This window comes from Bacillus sp. FSL K6-0993, assembly GCF_037977205.1.
Classification (GTDB): Bacteria; Bacillota; Bacilli; order Bacillales; family Bacillaceae; genus Bacillus; species Bacillus subtilis.
Map to the genome: position 1 here is coordinate 4,078,088 of NZ_CP150275.1, position 17,451 is coordinate 4,095,538.

Annotated in this window: 19 protein-coding genes; 2 read left to right on the forward strand and 17 right to left on the reverse strand. The window is 42.5% G+C overall.

What is annotated here, in order from left to right; translation table 11 throughout:
• Window positions 1-32: 32 nt before the first annotated feature.
• The 7 genes from rpsR to MHH79_RS21200 all read right to left on the reverse strand — a co-directional run bounded on the left by rpsR (window position 33) and on the right by MHH79_RS21200 (window position 5,870).
• The gene (gene rpsR, locus MHH79_RS21170; RefSeq protein WP_003219224.1) at window positions 33-272 is read right to left on the reverse strand and encodes a 30S ribosomal protein S18; all 240 of its coding nucleotides are present in this window, start codon (window positions 270-272) and stop codon (window positions 33-35) included.
• A gap of 43 nt (window positions 273-315) precedes the next feature.
• Entirely contained in the window at window positions 316-834 is a 519-nt protein-coding gene (ssbA, locus tag MHH79_RS21175; RefSeq protein WP_003219228.1) for a single-stranded DNA-binding protein SsbA, read from the reverse strand.
• 40 nt (window positions 835-874) lie between these two features.
• Entirely contained in the window at window positions 875-1,162 is a 288-nt protein-coding gene (gene rpsF, locus MHH79_RS21180; RefSeq protein ID WP_003236622.1) for a 30S ribosomal protein S6, read from the reverse strand.
• 110 nt (window positions 1,163-1,272) lie between these two features.
• Window positions 1,273-2,373 (reverse strand): redox-regulated ATPase YchF, encoded by a 1,101-nt coding sequence (gene ychF / locus MHH79_RS21185; RefSeq protein ID WP_015483981.1) that lies wholly within the window; start codon window positions 2,371-2,373, stop codon window positions 1,273-1,275.
• 126 nt (window positions 2,374-2,499) lie between these two features.
• A complete protein-coding gene (locus MHH79_RS21190; protein ID WP_063335944.1) occupies window positions 2,500-4,503 on the reverse strand; it encodes a molybdopterin-dependent oxidoreductase in 2,004 nt (667 codons plus the stop codon).
• Between the two features lie 50 nt (window positions 4,504-4,553).
• Complete coding sequence (locus MHH79_RS21195; RefSeq protein WP_003226838.1) at window positions 4,554-4,760, reverse strand: DUF951 family protein; 207 nt, start codon at window positions 4,758-4,760, stop codon at window positions 4,554-4,556.
• Between the two features lie 93 nt (window positions 4,761-4,853).
• Window positions 4,854-5,870 carry a hypothetical protein gene (locus MHH79_RS21200; protein WP_080109064.1) on the reverse strand — a complete coding sequence of 339 codons (1,017 nt, stop codon included), beginning with the start codon at window positions 5,868-5,870 and terminating at the stop codon, window positions 4,854-4,856.
• Between the two features lie 464 nt (window positions 5,871-6,334).
• Here MHH79_RS21200 and yyaC point away from each other — a divergent pair, with 464 nt between their 5' ends.
• Window positions 6,335-6,952: a spore protease YyaC gene (gene yyaC / locus MHH79_RS21205; protein ID WP_340034904.1), complete on the forward strand. Its 618-nt coding sequence runs from the start codon at window positions 6,335-6,337 to the stop codon at window positions 6,950-6,952.
• A 38-nt stretch (window positions 6,953-6,990) separates the two neighbouring features.
• On the opposite strand, the gene spo0J is transcribed toward yyaC, so the two are convergent.
• Together spo0J and soj are read right to left on the reverse strand one after the other, a co-directional pair.
• Window positions 6,991-7,839 carry a stage 0 sporulation protein Spo0J gene (gene spo0J, locus MHH79_RS21210; protein WP_003226832.1) on the reverse strand — a complete coding sequence of 283 codons (849 nt, stop codon included), beginning with the start codon at window positions 7,837-7,839 and terminating at the stop codon, window positions 6,991-6,993.
• Window positions 7,832-8,593: a sporulation initiation inhibitor protein Soj gene (gene soj, locus MHH79_RS21215; protein ID WP_003219244.1), complete on the reverse strand. Its 762-nt coding sequence runs from the start codon at window positions 8,591-8,593 to the stop codon at window positions 7,832-7,834. The genes spo0J and soj overlap by 8 nt, the downstream gene beginning before the upstream one ends.
• 247 nt (window positions 8,594-8,840) lie before the next feature.
• Here soj and MHH79_RS21220 point away from each other — a divergent pair, with 247 nt between their 5' ends.
• Window positions 8,841-9,281: a PH domain-containing protein gene (locus tag MHH79_RS21220; RefSeq protein ID WP_181220381.1), complete on the forward strand. Its 441-nt coding sequence runs from the start codon at window positions 8,841-8,843 to the stop codon at window positions 9,279-9,281.
• A gap of 51 nt (window positions 9,282-9,332) precedes the next feature.
• Here the strand turns inward: MHH79_RS21220 and noc are convergent, their stop codons facing one another.
• The 8 genes from noc to rpmH all read right to left on the reverse strand — a co-directional run bounded on the left by noc (window position 9,333) and on the right by rpmH (window position 16,825).
• On the reverse strand, window positions 9,333-10,184 hold the full coding sequence (noc, locus tag MHH79_RS21225) for a nucleoid occlusion protein (protein WP_003226829.1): 852 nt from the start codon (window positions 10,182-10,184) through the stop codon (window positions 9,333-9,335).
• 121 nt (window positions 10,185-10,305) lie between these two features.
• Entirely contained in the window at window positions 10,306-11,025 is a 720-nt protein-coding gene (gene rsmG, locus MHH79_RS21230; protein ID WP_128747323.1) for a 16S rRNA (guanine(527)-N(7))-methyltransferase RsmG, read from the reverse strand.
• 13 nt (window positions 11,026-11,038) lie between these two features.
• On the reverse strand, window positions 11,039-12,925 hold the full coding sequence (gene mnmG, locus MHH79_RS21235) for a tRNA uridine-5-carboxymethylaminomethyl(34) synthesis enzyme MnmG (protein WP_340034905.1): 1,887 nt from the start codon (window positions 12,923-12,925) through the stop codon (window positions 11,039-11,041).
• Between the two features lie 20 nt (window positions 12,926-12,945).
• Window positions 12,946-14,325 (reverse strand): tRNA uridine-5-carboxymethylaminomethyl(34) synthesis GTPase MnmE, encoded by a 1,380-nt coding sequence (gene mnmE, locus MHH79_RS21240; RefSeq protein WP_085185270.1) that lies wholly within the window; start codon window positions 14,323-14,325, stop codon window positions 12,946-12,948.
• A 310-nt stretch (window positions 14,326-14,635) separates the two neighbouring features.
• Entirely contained in the window at window positions 14,636-15,262 is a 627-nt protein-coding gene (jag, locus tag MHH79_RS21245) for an RNA-binding cell elongation regulator Jag/EloR (RefSeq protein WP_063335947.1), read from the reverse strand.
• Window positions 15,259-16,044 (reverse strand): YidC family membrane integrase SpoIIIJ, encoded by a 786-nt coding sequence (gene spoIIIJ, locus MHH79_RS21250; RefSeq protein ID WP_010886648.1) that lies wholly within the window; start codon window positions 16,042-16,044, stop codon window positions 15,259-15,261. The genes jag and spoIIIJ overlap by 4 nt, the downstream gene beginning before the upstream one ends.
• Window positions 16,045-16,188: 144 nt before the next feature.
• Complete coding sequence (gene rnpA / locus MHH79_RS21255) at window positions 16,189-16,539, reverse strand: ribonuclease P protein component (RefSeq protein ID WP_003242628.1); 351 nt, start codon at window positions 16,537-16,539, stop codon at window positions 16,189-16,191.
• 151 nt (window positions 16,540-16,690) lie between these two features.
• The gene (rpmH, locus tag MHH79_RS21260; RefSeq protein WP_003178075.1) at window positions 16,691-16,825 is read right to left on the reverse strand and encodes a 50S ribosomal protein L34; all 135 of its coding nucleotides are present in this window, start codon (window positions 16,823-16,825) and stop codon (window positions 16,691-16,693) included.
• Window positions 16,826-17,451: the final 626 nt, after the last annotated feature.

Consider the following 17,451-nt stretch of genomic DNA (forward strand, 5'->3'; position numbering starts at 1 on the left):
AACCCGAAGGTCCTTGCTCTTTACGCATCAGCTTACTCACCGCTTACGTATGGAAGTAAAGCCATTTGACGTGCGCGTTTGATCGCTGCAGTCAATTTACGTTGGTATTTAGCGTTTGTTCCAGTTACACGACGTGGTAAAATTTTACCGCGCTCAGAAACAAACTTTTTAAGAAGATCTACATCTTTGTAGTCGATGTGCGTGATACCGTTAGAAGTGAAATAACACACTTTACGGCGTTTCGCACGACCGCCTCTGCGTCCTCCTGCCATTGTCATTTCCCTCCTTTCTTTTTCATTTTAGGCGATAATCACATTAGAATGGAAGATCATCATCCGAGATGTCAATCGGTTTGCCGTCGTTGGCAAATGGGTCATCATTAAAGCTGTTCCCCTGATTGCGTCTCTGGTTGTTTTGATTTCCCCCAAATGGATTATCATTTTGGCCTCCGCCAAAGTACTGGCCTCCGCCGCTGTTTCCTTCGTTGTATCCACCTGAACCAGAACCGCCGCCGTTTTTCGGCTCAAGAAATTGAACACTTTCAGCTTGGACCTCTGTCACGAAGACACGCTGTCCTTGCTGGTTTTCATAGTTTCTTGTTTGTAAACGGCCATCTACGCCTGCAAGGCTTCCTTTTTTCAAGAAGTTTGCAACGTTTTCGGCTTGTCTTCTCCAAGTGACACAATTAATGAAATCGGCCTCACGTTCTCCGGACTGGTTCGTAAATGTACGATTCACAGCAAGAGTAAACGTAGCAACAGCCGCACCGTTTGGCGTATAACGAAGCTCTGGGTCTTTTGTCAGTCTTCCGACTAATACAACTCGGTTAAGCATAAGAAAGACCACCTTTTACCATTATATATTTCAAAATTGCTTATTCTTCTTCTTTAACAACAATGTGGCGAATGATATCGTCACTGATCTTAGCTAGACGGTCAAATTCTTGAACTGCCGCAGCGTCAGATTGAACGTTTACGATTTGGTAGAAACCGTCGCGGAAATCGTTGATTTCGTAAGCAAGACGACGTTTACCCCAATCCTTTGTTCCAGTGATCTCCGCACCGTTAGAAGTCAGAACGTTGTTGAAACGCTCGATAACTGCTTTTTTAGACTCATCGTCAATGTTTGGGCGGATAATGTACATAACTTCGTACTTTCTCATCTGTTTGCACCTCCTTTTGGACTAAGCGGCCCATAATGGGCAAGGAGCAATAATTCTATTACTCACAATTTTATATTATACCAAAGCTCTTGTCCCTTTACAACTGCATCCTATACATTAAATCGGAAATGAATAACATCTCCGTCTTTAACCACATACTCTTTTCCTTCAAGACGGACTTTTCCTGCCTCTTTAGCTCCTGCCATGCCGCCGCCCGCAAGAAGATCCTCATAAGCAACTGTCTCAGCACGAATGAAGCCCCGCTCAAAGTCACTATGAATAATTCCTGCACACTCAGGGGCTTTCATGCCTTTTTTGAATGTCCAAGCTCTGACTTCCTGTTCTCCGGCTGTGAAATATGTTGCGAGGCCGAGAAGAGAGTAAGACGCTTTGATCAGCTGATCAAGACCTGATTCTTGAATGCCCAGCTCTTCCAAGAACATTTGCTTTTCTTCGCCTTCAAGCTCAGCGATTTCAGATTCGATTTTTGCACATACAACGATAACTTCTGCGTTTTCGCCGGCAGCGTACTCGCGAATCTTCGCTACATTTTCATTGCCAGATGGATCAGCAACTTCATCTTCACTTACGTTGGCCACGTACAAAATAGGCTTCGAAGTCAGTAAATGGAGCTGCTTCACAAGCTTTTGCTGCTCTTCAGTGAATTCTACAGATCGAGCAGGCTTTTCACTCTCAAACGCTTCTTTCAGTTTAGATAAAATCTCAAACTCAAATACAGCGTCTTTATCTTTTTGCTTCGCAAGCTTGCTGACGCGTGTAATCCGCTTTTCAACCGTTTCCATATCAGCGAGGATCAGCTCAAGGTTGATCGTTTCAATGTCATCAATCGGATCAACCTTTCCGGAAACGTGTGTAATGTTGTCATCGGAAAAAGCACGGACAACGTGGCAAATCGCGTCAACTTGGCGAATATGAGATAGGAACTTGTTGCCGAGTCCTTCTCCTTTAGATGCGCCCTTTACAATCCCTGCAATATCAGTGAATTCAAAAGCAGTCGGCACAGTCTTCTTCGGGTTGACCAGCTCAGTCAGCTTTTGCAGACGATCATCCGGCACCTCTACAATTCCCACGTTCGGATCAATTGTACAGAACGGGTAGTTGGCTGATTCGGCACCGGCCTGTGTAATTGCGTTAAATAGTGTTGATTTTCCGACGTTCGGCAAACCAACAATTCCAGCTGTTAAAGCCATTCTTTCATCTCCTCTATATAAAACCGTCATTGTATGAACGTATTTTGAACCTAGAGCAATTATAAGGAGGTTCCCTGGAAAAGACAAGCTGACAAAAAAGCATTTTCAGCCTGCCAACCCCTTTGATTATGCTTTTTTCAAGCCTACTAAACAGTCAAAAAGCGTACTTCCCATTCCATTATCAGAATTTGTATCATTTGTCATTGCATTGACTGACCCTCCAAAAGCCGCCCACATGCCTTCATCTATATTAATCGTCTTCGCATGAGCCTGCTTCATCACTTTCACCTTGCCCTTCAAGCTTCCGCGGTCATTAAAGATGACAACTTCGTCTCCATCCTGAAGATCCTGCCCAGCCGCTATATCTGGAGAAATATCGACCTGAACGTGCTGAAGCTTTTCAATAAACGGCACATGCTGTGAATGGTTGGAACGCTGCGGATGAATGGATAAGAGCGTATAAGGGTACTTTCCAGCTAACTCCTCATTATGGAAAACAGATTCTTCGGGCACATTTAATTGAAGCGAGCCGCTAAATCCTTTTTGCTCAGCTAGCGACGAAGTAAATTCAAATTTTCCACTCGGCGTCAAAAACTGATAATCATCCCACGGCACCTGTTTTACTGGAAGAGGGAGGTGGCCTTTTTCTTTTAAACGCTCAAGTGTCACATCCTCTGCTTCCAATGAGGAAAGCCCCATCTCTAAAAATTCTTGAGTGCTGTATTCAAACAGCTCGCCAAACCCAAGACGTTTTGCAAGCTCTGACCAGATCCAGCTGTCCGATTTCGCTTCACCCTGTGGCTCCACAAGCTTCTTCCCGTACTGAACATAATGATGATACATACTGGAATAGTAGATATCTTCTTCTTCAAAAACAGTGGCAGTCGGCAAAACATAATCACACAGCTTTGCGGTATCCGTCATAATGGAATCAATCGCGACCGTCATTGGAACCTTTTCAAAAGCTTGTCTCACCTTATTTGTATTCGGCACCTGAGTCAGCGGATTTCCGCACGTCACAATAATCATCTCAATCGCAGGATCAGCAGCGGTCAACACTTCTTCAGCCTGCGTCATCATTGAAAAAGAACGGGATGTTGTTTTTAATTCCGGCAGCGTCAGCTTTGTTTTTGCAAAGCTCTCACCAATCTGGACATTTCCGAAATTCGCGCCGCCGCCCTTAATTCCGACATTTCCGCTTGCCGCAACAAGTGCATCAATCCAACGAATCGTTCCCCCGCCGTTTTTATATCGCTGCATGCCAAGCCCCATAAAAGTAGACACCGGACCATCAGCATACAAACCGGCCAAATACTCCAGCTCCTCCATAGAAGTTTCTGTTTTCACAATAAACTCTTCCAGAGAAACGGTCTTCAAAAGCTCTTTCACATCGTCAAAACCGACAGAATGCTCAGAAATAAACGTTTCATCCGTTCTTCCCGTCTCAATCAGAACCTTCAAAACGGCTGCCGCAAGCCAGCCGTCCATTCCAGGCTTTACAGAGATATAGCGATCGGCAAGCTTAGCAGTCGGATTGAAAATCGGATCAATCACCGTAATCGTGGCGCCCTTCTTTTTCACCTGCTGCAAGTGATGGTATAAGTGCATATTTGTTCTTGATACATTTCTTCCCCACACAACAACATGCTTGCTGTTGTAAATATCAAGCGGGCCGTGCCCGTACGAACGGCCAAAATCCCAGCTTTGCGCCTCGATTCCGGAGCCCCAGCATATGCTTCCGACGATTTCAGTCACGCCGCCATATCCATTAAAAAAACGCTGATCAAGCGCTTTTAACAGACCGTTATTCGCATAATCATGGCTGTGCAAAACAGCAGTCGTCTCCGACGTTTCCTTGATTTCCCGAAGTTTGTCGGCAATTTCATCAAGTGCCTGCTCCCAAGAAATCCGCACAAACTCGCCATTTTGTTTTTTCATTGGATAGCGAAGCCGATCAGGCGAGTTTGTTTTTGTCTCAAGCATTCTGCCGCGGCCGCAGATTTTACCTTCCGTAATCGGATGGTTGGGATCTCCGTCCACTTTTGTTACCTTTCCATCATCAACAGTCACCAAAAAGCCGCAGCTGTCCCAACAATTCAGCGGACATGCCGACTGATGCACTTTGCTCATCGCCGTCTACTCCTTACCTTCTATATGAAAAAGCATGAGTGTCGGCCTATTTATGAAGTAGGCTCCTCATGCTTGACTAGTACTTTTTTTAGTTTTCTTTCAAATTCTCTTCTCGGAATCATAACACTGTGAGAGCATCCCTCACACTTAATTCGAATATCCATTCCCATGCGTATAATTTTCCAGCTGTTCGCTCCGCATGGATGCGGTTTTTTCATTTCTACGATATCATTCAGGCCAAAGTCTTTATCCGCCAAGACCCTTCACCTCTTTTCCTAAACTGCTGTATCTATTGTACAAAAAAACTGATCATAAGAGCAATCAAGATACCCGAAAAGAAATCCATCCTCTTATTTCCATTTACTCAAAATAGGATATAAGAGCAGACAAACTAACAAATACAAATTGAGCATCCCATATATCGGATACAAGAACGCGATCAAATCAGAAAATCCGAAAGAAGTAAAAGGTACCATTAACACTAACAAAATCAACACAATCATCCATCTAGGCATATGAATAAACGCCATCAGCCGGCTGGACAGCCCCAGCAAACCAGCTACCGTCGTCGTGTAAATCGCCAGGCACAGCACCGCCGTCATACATAAAAAAAGGAAATAAGGCGCACCCTCCAGAACGGCAAACAGCGGTATTTCAAACTGAGAAAGGGAGCCCGCCAGTTCCACCAACGTTTCATTATAAACAAATGAGATCACGCCAAAAATAAGACCGCTTGCCACACTTGCGATTTTTGCTTCTCCGAGCCCTTTCATTTCTTTCCCAACAGAGGATAAAATCGCAACAACTGAAAGGATGTTTAAAGAGGTAAACGTAATGCTCGCAGGCCAGTTATACTGCTGGGACAAATCAATCGTCCACGTATGGTGATGTGTGCTCTGAAAGGAGATCAACGCATATAAAAGCCCCGCTACTAACACAGGAATCAAAATACTATTTATAGATAATATTCCTTTCACATCCCACAAAAACAAACACACTGTCACGATGCAAATCAGCGCGATTCCCCACCAGAAAGGAAGCTTGTACATTTGCAGGGTCACACCGCCTCCGGCAATCATCACCATAGTCGTCGAAAACAAATAAAAAATGATGAGGACATCATAAATTTTCGCCAGCCATGGCCCCATTAAATGCTCCAGAACCGGCAGAAAATGAGTGGATTGAACTTTAAAACTGATTTTCATCACAATATAAGACGAGAAAATGAACATAATTGTAAACAGCACAATAGCAAGTCCGCTTTCCGCCCCAAAAAACTGCCATATCTCCTGACCGCTCGCATATCCGGCCCCGATCAGGCTCCCTAATATGAGCAGCATCCACTTCATTCCGGCTCTCCACAACACAATCACCTCATAGACAAAGTTCAGCTTGTTCCCGTTATTGTTACTATATAAATAAAAGAGAGCAAACATGCCATATTTTCATAGACATTTAAACACAAGATGAAATTATCATACGAAATACACATAAAAAAAAGACTGCTAATGCGGCAGTCTAAAAAGAGATATTTATTTGTTTGTCCGCGGAATGAAGAAGTGAACTTCACTCTTCACTTTTTTCTAATCCTTCCTATCTATTCAAGTGTTTTATAAGCAGACCATAGCTTGATCATGATCGAGGCAATGGGGGACAATACTTGTAATCGCCCACTAACCATTCATATCATGACCTCTACTTTTTTTAAAATCTCCGGTGCCATACACAAAGCATAAAAAATCATACTGCTGGATATACTGTAAACAACCTTACATAACTACACACACACCATAGCAATTCCGTTACCTACTATAACAAGGAAGTGAAACCCATGAATCGAAAAGGCGGGCTTTTTTCCTCTCAGGAACGAGTAAAGCAATATGTTTCACATACAGATGCTGCAGCGGCAAAACAAATCCAAACCATCCTTTCTTCATCCTTACGTAAAGCTGCCGGCAAACCAATTGTCGTGGTTTGTATCGGAACAGACCGTTCAACCGGTGACTCATTAGGCCCGCTCGTAGGAATGAAACTCAAACAGATGCAGCTCACCAGATTCCATGTCTACGGAACCTTATCTGACCCCGTCCATGCTGTGAACATGAAGGATAAAATCAATAACATTCAAAAATTACATAAAAACCCATTTGTTATAGCAGTCGATGCATGCTTAGGCCGTGTTAAGAGTGTGGGTTCATTTCAAATCGGGGACGGGCCATTAAAGCCCGGAGCCGGTGTACAAAAAGACCTTCCTGAAGTGGGAGATCTTCATATTAACGGAATCGTAAATGTGAGCGGTTTTATGGAATATTTTGTATTGCAAAATACTAGACTCAACTTGGTCATGAATATGGCAAATGTTCTAGCGGAAGGTTTGAGTTTAACAGATCGGACAGAGTGGAGGCAAGAACGCCTTAACCCGCTGCAAAGGCTCACTGGGCGCATATAAAACAAAAACCATCTTCGCTTGAAAGATGGTTTCTTCATTTACGATTCTCGTTCAGATAAAAGCTCTAAAATCCGGTCAAGGTCTTCATTAGAGAAAAATTCAATTTCGATTTTGCCTTTTTTCTTCTGTCTTTTAATATTAACTGTTGTTCCAAAATAATTTTGGAGATAGGATTCCCGTTCTTTAAGAACCGCATCTTTCACAGGTTCTTTTTTCTTTGTTTCACGTGGAACATTCTGATTCAACTGCTGAATCAGCTGCTCAAGCTGGCGAACATTAAGCTGCTCCGCAATCACTTTTTGTACAAGCGGTTCAAGCTTATTTTTGTTTTTTAAGCCAAGAAGCGTGCGTCCATGTCCCATAGAAAGCGTACCTTCGGCAATAAGCTGCTGAATATTTTCTGGCAGTGTCAGCAGTCTTAAATGATTCGCAATATGCGGTCTGCTTTTCCCAAGACGTTTGGCAAGCTGTTCTTGCGTGAGATCTAAGTGTTTCAGCAAGGAGTCATATGCCTGAGCCTCTTCAAGCGGAGATAAATCTTCACGCTGAAGGTTTTCTAATAAAGCAATTTCCCTCATTAACGCCTCTGATAATTCACGGACTATGGCCGGAACTGTATCTAAACCTGCCAGCTTTGCCGCTCGAAAACGCCGTTCACCCGCAACAATATCATAGCCTTTTAAAGATTTTCTGACGATAAGCGGCTGAAGAATGCCATGCTGCAGCACAGATTCTTTTAGTTCAGCTAATGCCTCGTCATCAAAGTGTTTTCTTGGCTGATAAGGATTAGGGCGTAAATCGGCAATTTTAATTTCTTCAACTGTCTCTTCAGACAAATCCACCTGATTAAATAACGCATTAATCCCTTTTCCAAGGCCTTTAGCCATTCGCAGCCACTTCCTTTGCTAAATCTAAATATACTTCCGCACCTCTTGACCGCGGATCGTATAAAATGATGGGTTTTCCGTGACTCGGTGCCTCACTCAGACGGACATTACGCGGAATAACTGTCTTATATACTTTATCCCTAAAATACTTTTTAACCTCTTCAATCACTTGAATGCCAAGGTTTGTCCGTGCATCAAGCATTGTCAGCAATACACCTTCAATCATTAAATCAGTATTCAAATGCTTTTGCACAAGACGTACTGTATTTAATAATTGGCTGAGACCTTCCAAGGCATAATATTCGCACTGTACAGGAATCACAACGGAATCCGAGGCAGTAAGGGCATTAATCGTCAGCAAGCCCAATGACGGCGGACAATCAATGATAATATAATCATAATTTTGCTTTACTGCTTCAAGCGCTCTCTTCAATCTCACTTCTCTTGATATTGTAGGAACCAGCTCGATCTCAGCCCCAGCAAGCTGAATCGTCGCAGGAATCACATCCAAGTTCTCTACTGTCGTTGCTTTAATAATATCTATTACATCTGCATCATCTACTAAAATATCGTACACACACTGCTCTACATCGGCTTTTTCAATCCCTAATCCGCTTGTCGCATTTCCCTGCGGATCAATATCTACCAGCAGAACCCTTTTCCCTATGTAAGCCAAACATGCCCCAAGGTTGACAGACGTCGTTGTTTTGCCGACCCCGCCTTTTTGGTTCGTAATTGCTATGATTTTTCCCACGATGTCACCTACTTTCACATGAACATGTACTATCTTGCTTCTATTCTATCAAAAAAAGATTAAAGCGTTTCATTTTTTTCATCATTTTGTTCCAAATCAGAAGGGAAATAATTGAAAATTCAAGCACGCTTTATGCTTTCTCTTATAAATTCTGCAATTTCTATGTTTTTTTGACTTAAAAAAGGAATTTCTTAAAGAAAAAAAGAAGAAGTCACAGTACAGAACGTGGAAACAGGATGGTGAGAAAATGATTTATCAAACGAAGAGAGATGTACCCGTTACGCTGATGATTGTGTTTCTCATATTACTGATACAAGCAGATGCCATTGTTCCTTTTGTGCTGGGAAATATGAGAGTTTCCGGCTGGATCATTTTTATTCTGCTGACTCTTTTAAATGGACTCATCATTTGGAGCTTTATTGACCTGAAATATGTATTGAAGGAGCACCACCTGATCATTAAAGCCGGACTGATCAAACATCAAATTCCTTACGAAAAAATCGAAAAAGTGGTTCAAAAAAAGAAGCTGTGGTCAGGTTTTCGTCTGATCGGCTCTCGCCATGCCATCACGATATATTATCAGGGGGGATGGGGACATGCAGTGATTTCACCGCAAAAATCTGAAGAGTTTATCCACAAGCTCAAAGAAAAGAATTCTAATATAATAATATTCACTAAAAGTAAGTAATTACCTTTTATCAAAAAATATAAAAAGCTCTCCTGCTTTTCAGGAGAGCTTCTATTTTGGTATGCGGATCGTTAATTGAATATATTCTTCAAATTCTTCTTCTTCCGTATTCAATTTTACACCGCTGTCTTCCACCATTGATAGTGACTGGCGAATCGTGTTCATCGCAATTCTTGTATCTCTGCTGAATGCTTTGCGTCTCGGCTTTGGCTTTCTCTGGCCTTGCTCCAGCATTTTCACCACGCGGTCTTCCGTCTGCTTTACATTTAAACTTTTCTCAATAATCTCTGTGAGCAGTGTGACTTGGAGCTCAGGCTGTTTCAGCGGAATCAGTGCTCTGGCATGGCGCTCGGTGATTTTCTTCTCCATAATCGCCTCTTGGACCGGCTGAGGCAGCTTTAATAACCGAAGCTTATTCGCGATTGTAGACTGCCCTTTTCCTAAGCGCTGTGCGAGTGCCTCCTGTGTCAAATCATGCAGCTCAAGCAGCCTAGCATAAGCATGCGCTTCCTCAATAGAAGACAGTTCTTCCCGCTGCAAGTTTTCGATTAACGCCACAGAAGCGGTTTCCGTGTCGGAAAAATCCTTAATAATTGCCGGAATCTTTTCCCACTCAAGCGATTGCACCGCTCTCCAGCGTCTTTCACCTGCAATGAGTTCGTATTGGCCTTCTTCTTCTGTATGCCTAACAACAATCGGCTGAATAATGCCGTGTGTATGAATGGTCATTGCTAACTCTTTGATTTTTTCATCTGAGAAAATGGTGCGTGGCTGAAAACGGTTGGGAACGATAGCATTTACCGGTATTTCCAGAATCTCTTCTTTGTTTGTATCATGTTCAGCAATCTCCGGCTCCTGTTCCTTCTCACCAAGCCCGAAGAAACGAGAGAATGAATGCTTCATGTACCTACACCACCTTTAAAAACTGCCATTTTTATAATTCTATTTTCTCATGGTTTTTCCTGCTGTACATCCATCAATTTTGATGAAAATATGATGGTATTGTCATATCAGGCTGTCTAAATTACCCTTCAATTGGCGATTTATTAGGAGTTCCCGGTTTTCTTGGATACTTCTTAGGTGTATTTTTTATTTTGCGTATCACCATAATATTACGATCGCTTTCTTCAATAGGCAGCTTAAAAGAATGGATATTCTCAAGTTCTCCTCCAAGCGTCGTGATTGCTTTTTTGCCTGCATTCAGTTCTTCTTCAGCTGATGCGGCTTTTAAAGCAACAAATAAACCGTTTTTCTTCACCAGAGGCAAGCAAAGCTCACTCAAAACAGATAATCTCGCAACTGCTCGCGCCGTCACAATATCATAGCTTTCACGCACATCTTTCCGTTGCCCGAACGTTTCAGCTCTGTCATGGCAGAATGTTGTATTCTCCAATTGCAAAGCCTCAGATAACTTTTCTAAAAACGTGATCCGTTTATTCAGAGAATCCACGATTGTGACATTGAGGTGCGGAAAGCATATTTTTATCGGCAGACTTGGAAAACCCGCTCCCGCTCCAACATCACAAATCGTGTTCACCGGATTGAAGTCGACATAAAAAGCAGCTGTAATGGAATCATAAAAATGCTTTAAATACACTTCTTTTTTCTCTGTTATTGAAGTCAGATTGATTTTTTCGTTCCATTCAACCAGCATGTCGTAATACAGCTCAAATTGCTCCAGCTGACGGGGAGAAAGGGAGATCCCTTTTTCCGCCAAACCAGAAGTGAATTCTTCAATATTCATGCCGTCATCCTTTCTATTCGGCTATCTTCGCAATGCGTCCCTGCTCTAAATACACCAATAGAATTGAAATGTCCGCCGGGTTTACACCGGAAATGCGGGAAGCTTGGGCAACAGACAAAGGCCGTACATTTTTCAGTTTTTGACGCGCCTCGGTCGCAATCCCCTTAATTGCGTCATAATCAATTCGATCTGGAATTTTTTTATTTTCCATCTTCTTCAGTTTTTCCACTTGTTGAAGAGATTTTTCAATATATCCTTCATATTTCACTTGGATTTCTACTTGTTCTGCCACGTCTTGAGGAACCGGCACTTCTGGCGGCGCCAGTTTTGTGACTGTTTCATAGTTCATTTCAGGACGCTTCATCAAGTCTGTGCCGCGAACTCCGTCTTTCAATTCGCTTCCGCCAAGAGAACGGATATATTCTTGATTTTCCGAAGACGGCTTGATAATTACAGAATGAAGACGTTTTTTCTCCGCTTCGATCGCCGCTTTTTTCTTCTCAAAAGCCGCATAGCGCTCATCAGAAATCAATCCAATGCGGTGTCCGATTTCTGTCAGACGCAAATCAGCATTGTCGTGGCGAAGCAGCAATCTGTATTCAGCACGTGATGTCAAAAGACGATATGGCTCATTGGTTCCTTTTGTCACAAGGTCATCAATCAGAACACCAATGTAAGCGTCAGAACGGCTTAAAATCACTTCTTCTTTTCCAAGCGCTTTTCGTCCTGCATTGATTCCTGCCATAATCCCTTGTCCCGCAGCTTCTTCATAACCGGATGTTCCGTTAATTTGGCCTGCAGTGTAAAGGTTTGTGATTTTTTTTGTTTCAAGTGTCGGCCAGAGCTGTGTCGGTACGATTGCATCATACTCGATCGCATAGCCGGCTCTCATCATTTGCACGTTTTCAAGTCCAGGAATCGTTGCAAGCATTCTTTGCTGTACGTCTTCTGGAAGACTTGTAGATAAACCTTGGACATAGACTTCCTGTGTATTTCTGCCTTCCGGCTCAAGGAAGATTTGGTGACGCGGTTTATCATTAAAACGGACAACTTTATCTTCAATGGATGGGCAGTATCTTGGGCCCGTACCTTTGATCATACCGGAATACATCGGTGAACGGTGCAGGTTGCTATCAATAATCTCATGTGTCTCAGGGCTTGTATATGTCAGCCAGCAAGGGAGCTGATCTGTGATATATTCCACTGTTTCATATGAGAAAGCGCGAGGGACATCGTCACCAGGCTGAATTTCCGTTTTGCTGTAATCAATCGTGTCGCTTTTAACGCGAGGCGGCGTACCTGTTTTAAAACGAACAAGGTCAAAACCAAGTTCCTCCAAATGCTCAGAAAGCTTAATAGAAGGCTGCTGGTTATTCGGGCCGCTTGAGTAAGACAGATCGCCAAGAATGATACGTCCTCTTAAATATGTCCCTGTCGTCATGACAACTGCTTTCGCACGATAATGTGCGCCGGTTTGTGTAATAACGCCTCGGCATTCGCCGTCTTCAACGATCAGCCGCTCCACAATACCTTGCAGCAATGTTAAGTTTGGTTCTTTTTCAAGCGTATTTTTCATTTCGTGCTGATATTGGAATTTGTCTGCTTGCGCCCGCAATGCACGAACCGCAGGACCTTTTCCTGTATTCAGCATTCTCATTTGAATATGTGTTTTATCGATGTTTCTTCCCATTTCTCCGCCGAGCGCGTCAATTTCACGGACGACAATCCCTTTTGCGGGGCCGCCGACAGACGGATTACATGGCATAAATGCAACCATATCTAGGTTGATGGTCAAGACAAGCGTTTTGGCGCCTTGGCGTGCAGATGCGAGGGCAGCCTCAACACCGGCATGCCCGGCGCCAATCACAATCACATCGTATTGGCCTGCTTCATACCCCATGATTCTAGTTCCTCCTTTTATTATTTTCCTAAACAGAATTGTGAAAAGAGCTGATCAATTAAGCTTTCGTGGACAGAATCTCCAATGATTTCCCCTAAAAGCTCCCAGCATCTTGTAAGGTCAATTTGCACCATGTCGATCGGGACATCCTGTTCGATGCCGCTAAGCGCATCTTCAATGGCGCGTTTTGCTTGCTGTAAAATAGAGATGTGACGCGTGTTGCTGACATAAGTCAGATCCCCACTTTCAATGGCACCCGTGTAGAACAGCGATTGAATCGCTTCTTCCAGATCATTGATGCCTTCCTCTTTTAAAAGAGATGTCGTAACAACTGGACGTCCATTGGCAAGCTCACGGACACGTTCAGTGTCAATCTTCGCCTCAAGGTCAGTCTTATTCAAAATCACGATAACATCCATGCCCTCAACGGCTTCAAAAAGCTTCACGTCTTCATCAGAAAGCTCTTCACTATAATTAAGCACAAGTAAAATCAGGTCCGCTTCCTTTAGAACCTGGCGAGAACGTTCAACACCGATTCGCTCAACAATATCCTCTGTTTCACGAATACCTGCTGTATCAACCAGACGAAGCGGGACGCCCCTTACATTCACGTATTCCTCAATCACATCCCGTGTCGTTCCGGGAATATCGGTTACAATGGCTTTTGCCTCATGAACGAGGCTGTTCAGAAGAGATGATTTTCCTACGTTTGGCCGGCCGATAATGACGGTAGAAAGACCTTCACGTAAGATTTTTCCTTGCTCAGAAGTCCTCAGCAGCGCCTCAATTTCCTTTTTCACGGCGGTTGCCTTTTCAACTAAAATCTGATGCGTCATTTCCTCTACATCATCATACTCCGGATAATCGATATTCACCTCAACATGGGCCAGTGTTTCTAAAATCTCACTGCGCAAACGGCGCACCAAAGCAGAAAGACGCCCTTCCATTTGATTCATAGCAACGTTCATTGCCCGGTCCGTTTTTGCTCTGATTAAGTCCATAACTGCTTCCGCCTGTGAAAGATCGATTCGACCGTTTAAAAACGCACGTTTCGTAAATTCACCAGGCTCTGCCAGTCTCGCTCCCTCTCTCAATGCAAGCTGAAGCACTTGGTTCACAGTCACAATTCCCCCGTGACAGTTAATCTCAATGACATCTTCTCGTGTAAAAGTTCTCGGCGCTTTTAACACTGATACCATTACTTCCTCAACGACACGATCCGAAGGTCTGTCTACGATATGACCATAATGAATCGTATGTGATTCGACCGAGCTGAGTGTTTTCCCCTTCGGTCCCTTATAAATTTTATCTGCGATTTGAATGGCTTCTGGTCCGCTCAACCGTACAATCGCAATCGCGCCTTCTCCCATCGGTGTGGAAATTGCCGCAATTGTATCCATGTTGTTCACCTCTCTTTACTTATACTTCATCTATATAAAAAAATTTTTATTATGCCAAAACTAAAAGATAACATAGTTTGGTTCGAAGTGGAAGATTTGTTATCCACAGAAATAGAAATTCGTCCCTTATTACTTTAACTTATCCACATGTGAATAACAATTAATTTTATTTCCTGAACTTCCTTTTTATCAACAGGATACACCTAAAAAGAAAAAACTTAAACGGCAAAACCTTGATATTACTAGGAAAAGTAGATTTTTCGGATACAAAAAAACCGAAATCCAATTTTTATCGGACTTCGGTTTTATGCTATCTTTTATGGGAAATAACGAGATGACGATTTTCGCCTTCACCCATTGAATATGTTTTGATCTGGTGGTTTGCATATCCAGAAAGAGTATCGTGAATGATTTTTCTTTCACTGGATGGCATAGGTTCGAGCTGAACTGCTTTTTTCGTTTTCAAAACCTGGTCTGCAAGCTTGATGGCCAGCTGGCTCAGGGTTTCTTTTCTTTTCAAACGATAGTTTTCTGCATCCACCGTCACATTTTTATATTGGCCTGGATAACGGTTAAGGGCAAGCTGTGTCAAAGTTTCAAGGGCGTTTAAGGTTTGTCCTCTTTTCCCAATTAACAAAGCTGCCTTTTCACCTGTTATATGATATCTCACTGTCTTTTTGCTTTCTTGAATAGTCACATCAGACTTCCCGGCAATGGCTTCGGCGATCGTTTGAAGATATAACTTCGCTTGCTGAATCGGATCAATCTTTTCAACCAGCTTTACGATCGCAGGCTTTTTACCGAAAATACCGAGAAATCCTTTGTTTCCCTCTTCAATAACAGTAATTTCTACCTTATCCTTCGTTAATCCCAGCTCTTGCAATCCGGACTGTACTGCTTCATCGACATTTCGCCCTGCAGCAGTCACATTCCTCACTTTTTCTTTCCTCCAGCTTTTTGCGGCTCAGGATTTTTTTTAATATCAGGTCCTTTAATGAGGAAAGTTTGCGCAATCATAAATAAGTTACCGACTACCCAATAAAGAGAAAGAGCCGCCGGGAAGTTGATCGCAAATACGATAATCATAATTGGCATAATCCAAAGCATCATCGCCATTTGCGGATTTTGCTGCGCATTGCCCGCCATCATCAGTTTTTGCTGAACAAATGTAGCGACACCGGCAACGATAGGAAGAATATAGTAAGGATCTTTTTCTCCTAAGTCAAACCATAAGAAGCTATGCTCTGAAATCGCCTGGGTTCTCATGATCGCATGATAGAATCCAATTAAAATCGGCATCTGGATCAAAATCGGGAAACATCCCGCCAATGGATTGACACCATGCTTTTGGAATAAAGCCATTGTTTCCTGCTGAAGCTTTTGCTGCGTTTTTTGATCCTTTGAGCTGTATTTTTCTTTAAGCTTTTGCATTTCCGGCTGTAAAGCCTGCATCGCTTTCGAACTTCTCAGCTGCTTAATCATCAGCGGTAAAATTAATAAACGAATTAAAATGGTAACTAGAATAATTGAAAGCCCGTAGTTATCTCCCGTCAATTTCGCTACATACGTAATGAGCTCAGACAATGGATATACTACGTACTTGTCCCAGAAATGCGGACTATCTGCAGTGATCGGCTCTTTCACACTCGAGCATCCAGCCAAAAGCATGAATACGCCAACCATACTTAATAGCAACCCTATTCTCCTTTTCAACAACATTTCCTCCTATAATTAATCTTTACACTCTTTTATTGCAAAGCATACTTGTATGTATTTTAGCATCTTTCAGTTTTAAATGGTGTCTTTTTCTGATCAACCAGAAAGGAAGCGCTTTTAAAAGTTGTAAGAAAGCAGTGGTGATGCCTACTTTGACGAAGATTTCTTATATAATGAAGACTTTCTGAATAGATGCTGCAGACTTTTTTTCGTTTCCTCATATGTCAGCTGGCTCGCCGGTTTTCTGGCAATAATGATGTAATCCTTTTCCTTCAGTCTCTCTTTCTCTTCAAGAAAGGCCTGCCGAATCAAACGTTTGATCCGATTTCGCATCACAGCATTGCCAATTTTTTTGCTGACGGAAAGCCCGACACGCAGTTCATCATTTTCAGGCTGATCAAGCGTATATAAGACAAACTGGCGGTTTGCAACTGATGTCCCATGTTTAAACACTTTTTGAAAATCTTCATTTTTCTTTAAACGATTTCGCTTCTTCAAATGACTCACTCCGATACTGGCTGGCAGAAACTTTTAAAATTTATTATGAACATGAGATGCATCTGAACCAGGAAGCATGCCCCGGTTCATTACGCATCACATCTATCTTTTCCCATAACGTGAAAAAAGACCACTGACATTATTCAGTGGCCTAAGCTGATAATACTTTTCTGCCTTTGCGGCGACGGCGTGCTAAAACTAGACGACCGTTTTTTGAACTCATACGGCTTCTGAAGCCATGAACTTTGCTGCGTTTACGGTTATTCGGTTGGAATGTTCTTTTCATTTATGACACCTCCCTCGAGGAATAGCTGTTAAAGACAGTCTTACTTATTATATTTGCGTTACCTATTCATTGTCAACTTCACTAGTGCTTTTATTTCTTGCAACCATAATAGGATACCATACCTTTTCAACTTTCGAAACCTTATTTTTTAGATTCCTTAATTTTACGGAAAAAAGACAAATCCAAACAATTTGCCCCTGAAATCACGCATGTGGATATCTTTTTCGTCTTTTTTTAGTATCCACAGAGGTTATCGACAACATTTTCACATTACCAACCCCTGTGGACAAGGTTTTTTCAACAGGTTGTCCGCTTTGTGGATAAGATTGTGACAACCATTGCAAGCTCTCGTTTATTTTGGTATTATATTTGTGTTTTAACTCTTGATTACTAATCCTACCTTCCCTCTTTATCCACAAAGTGTGGATAAGTTGTGGATTGATTTCGCACAGCTTGTGTAGAAGGTTATCCACAAGTTGTGAAATTTGTCGAAAAGCTATTTATCTACTATATTATATGTTTTCAACATTTAATGTGTACGAATGGTAAGCGCCATTTGCTCTTTTTTTGTGTTCTATAACAGAGAAAGACGCCATTTTCTAAGAAAAGGAGGGACGTGCCGGAAG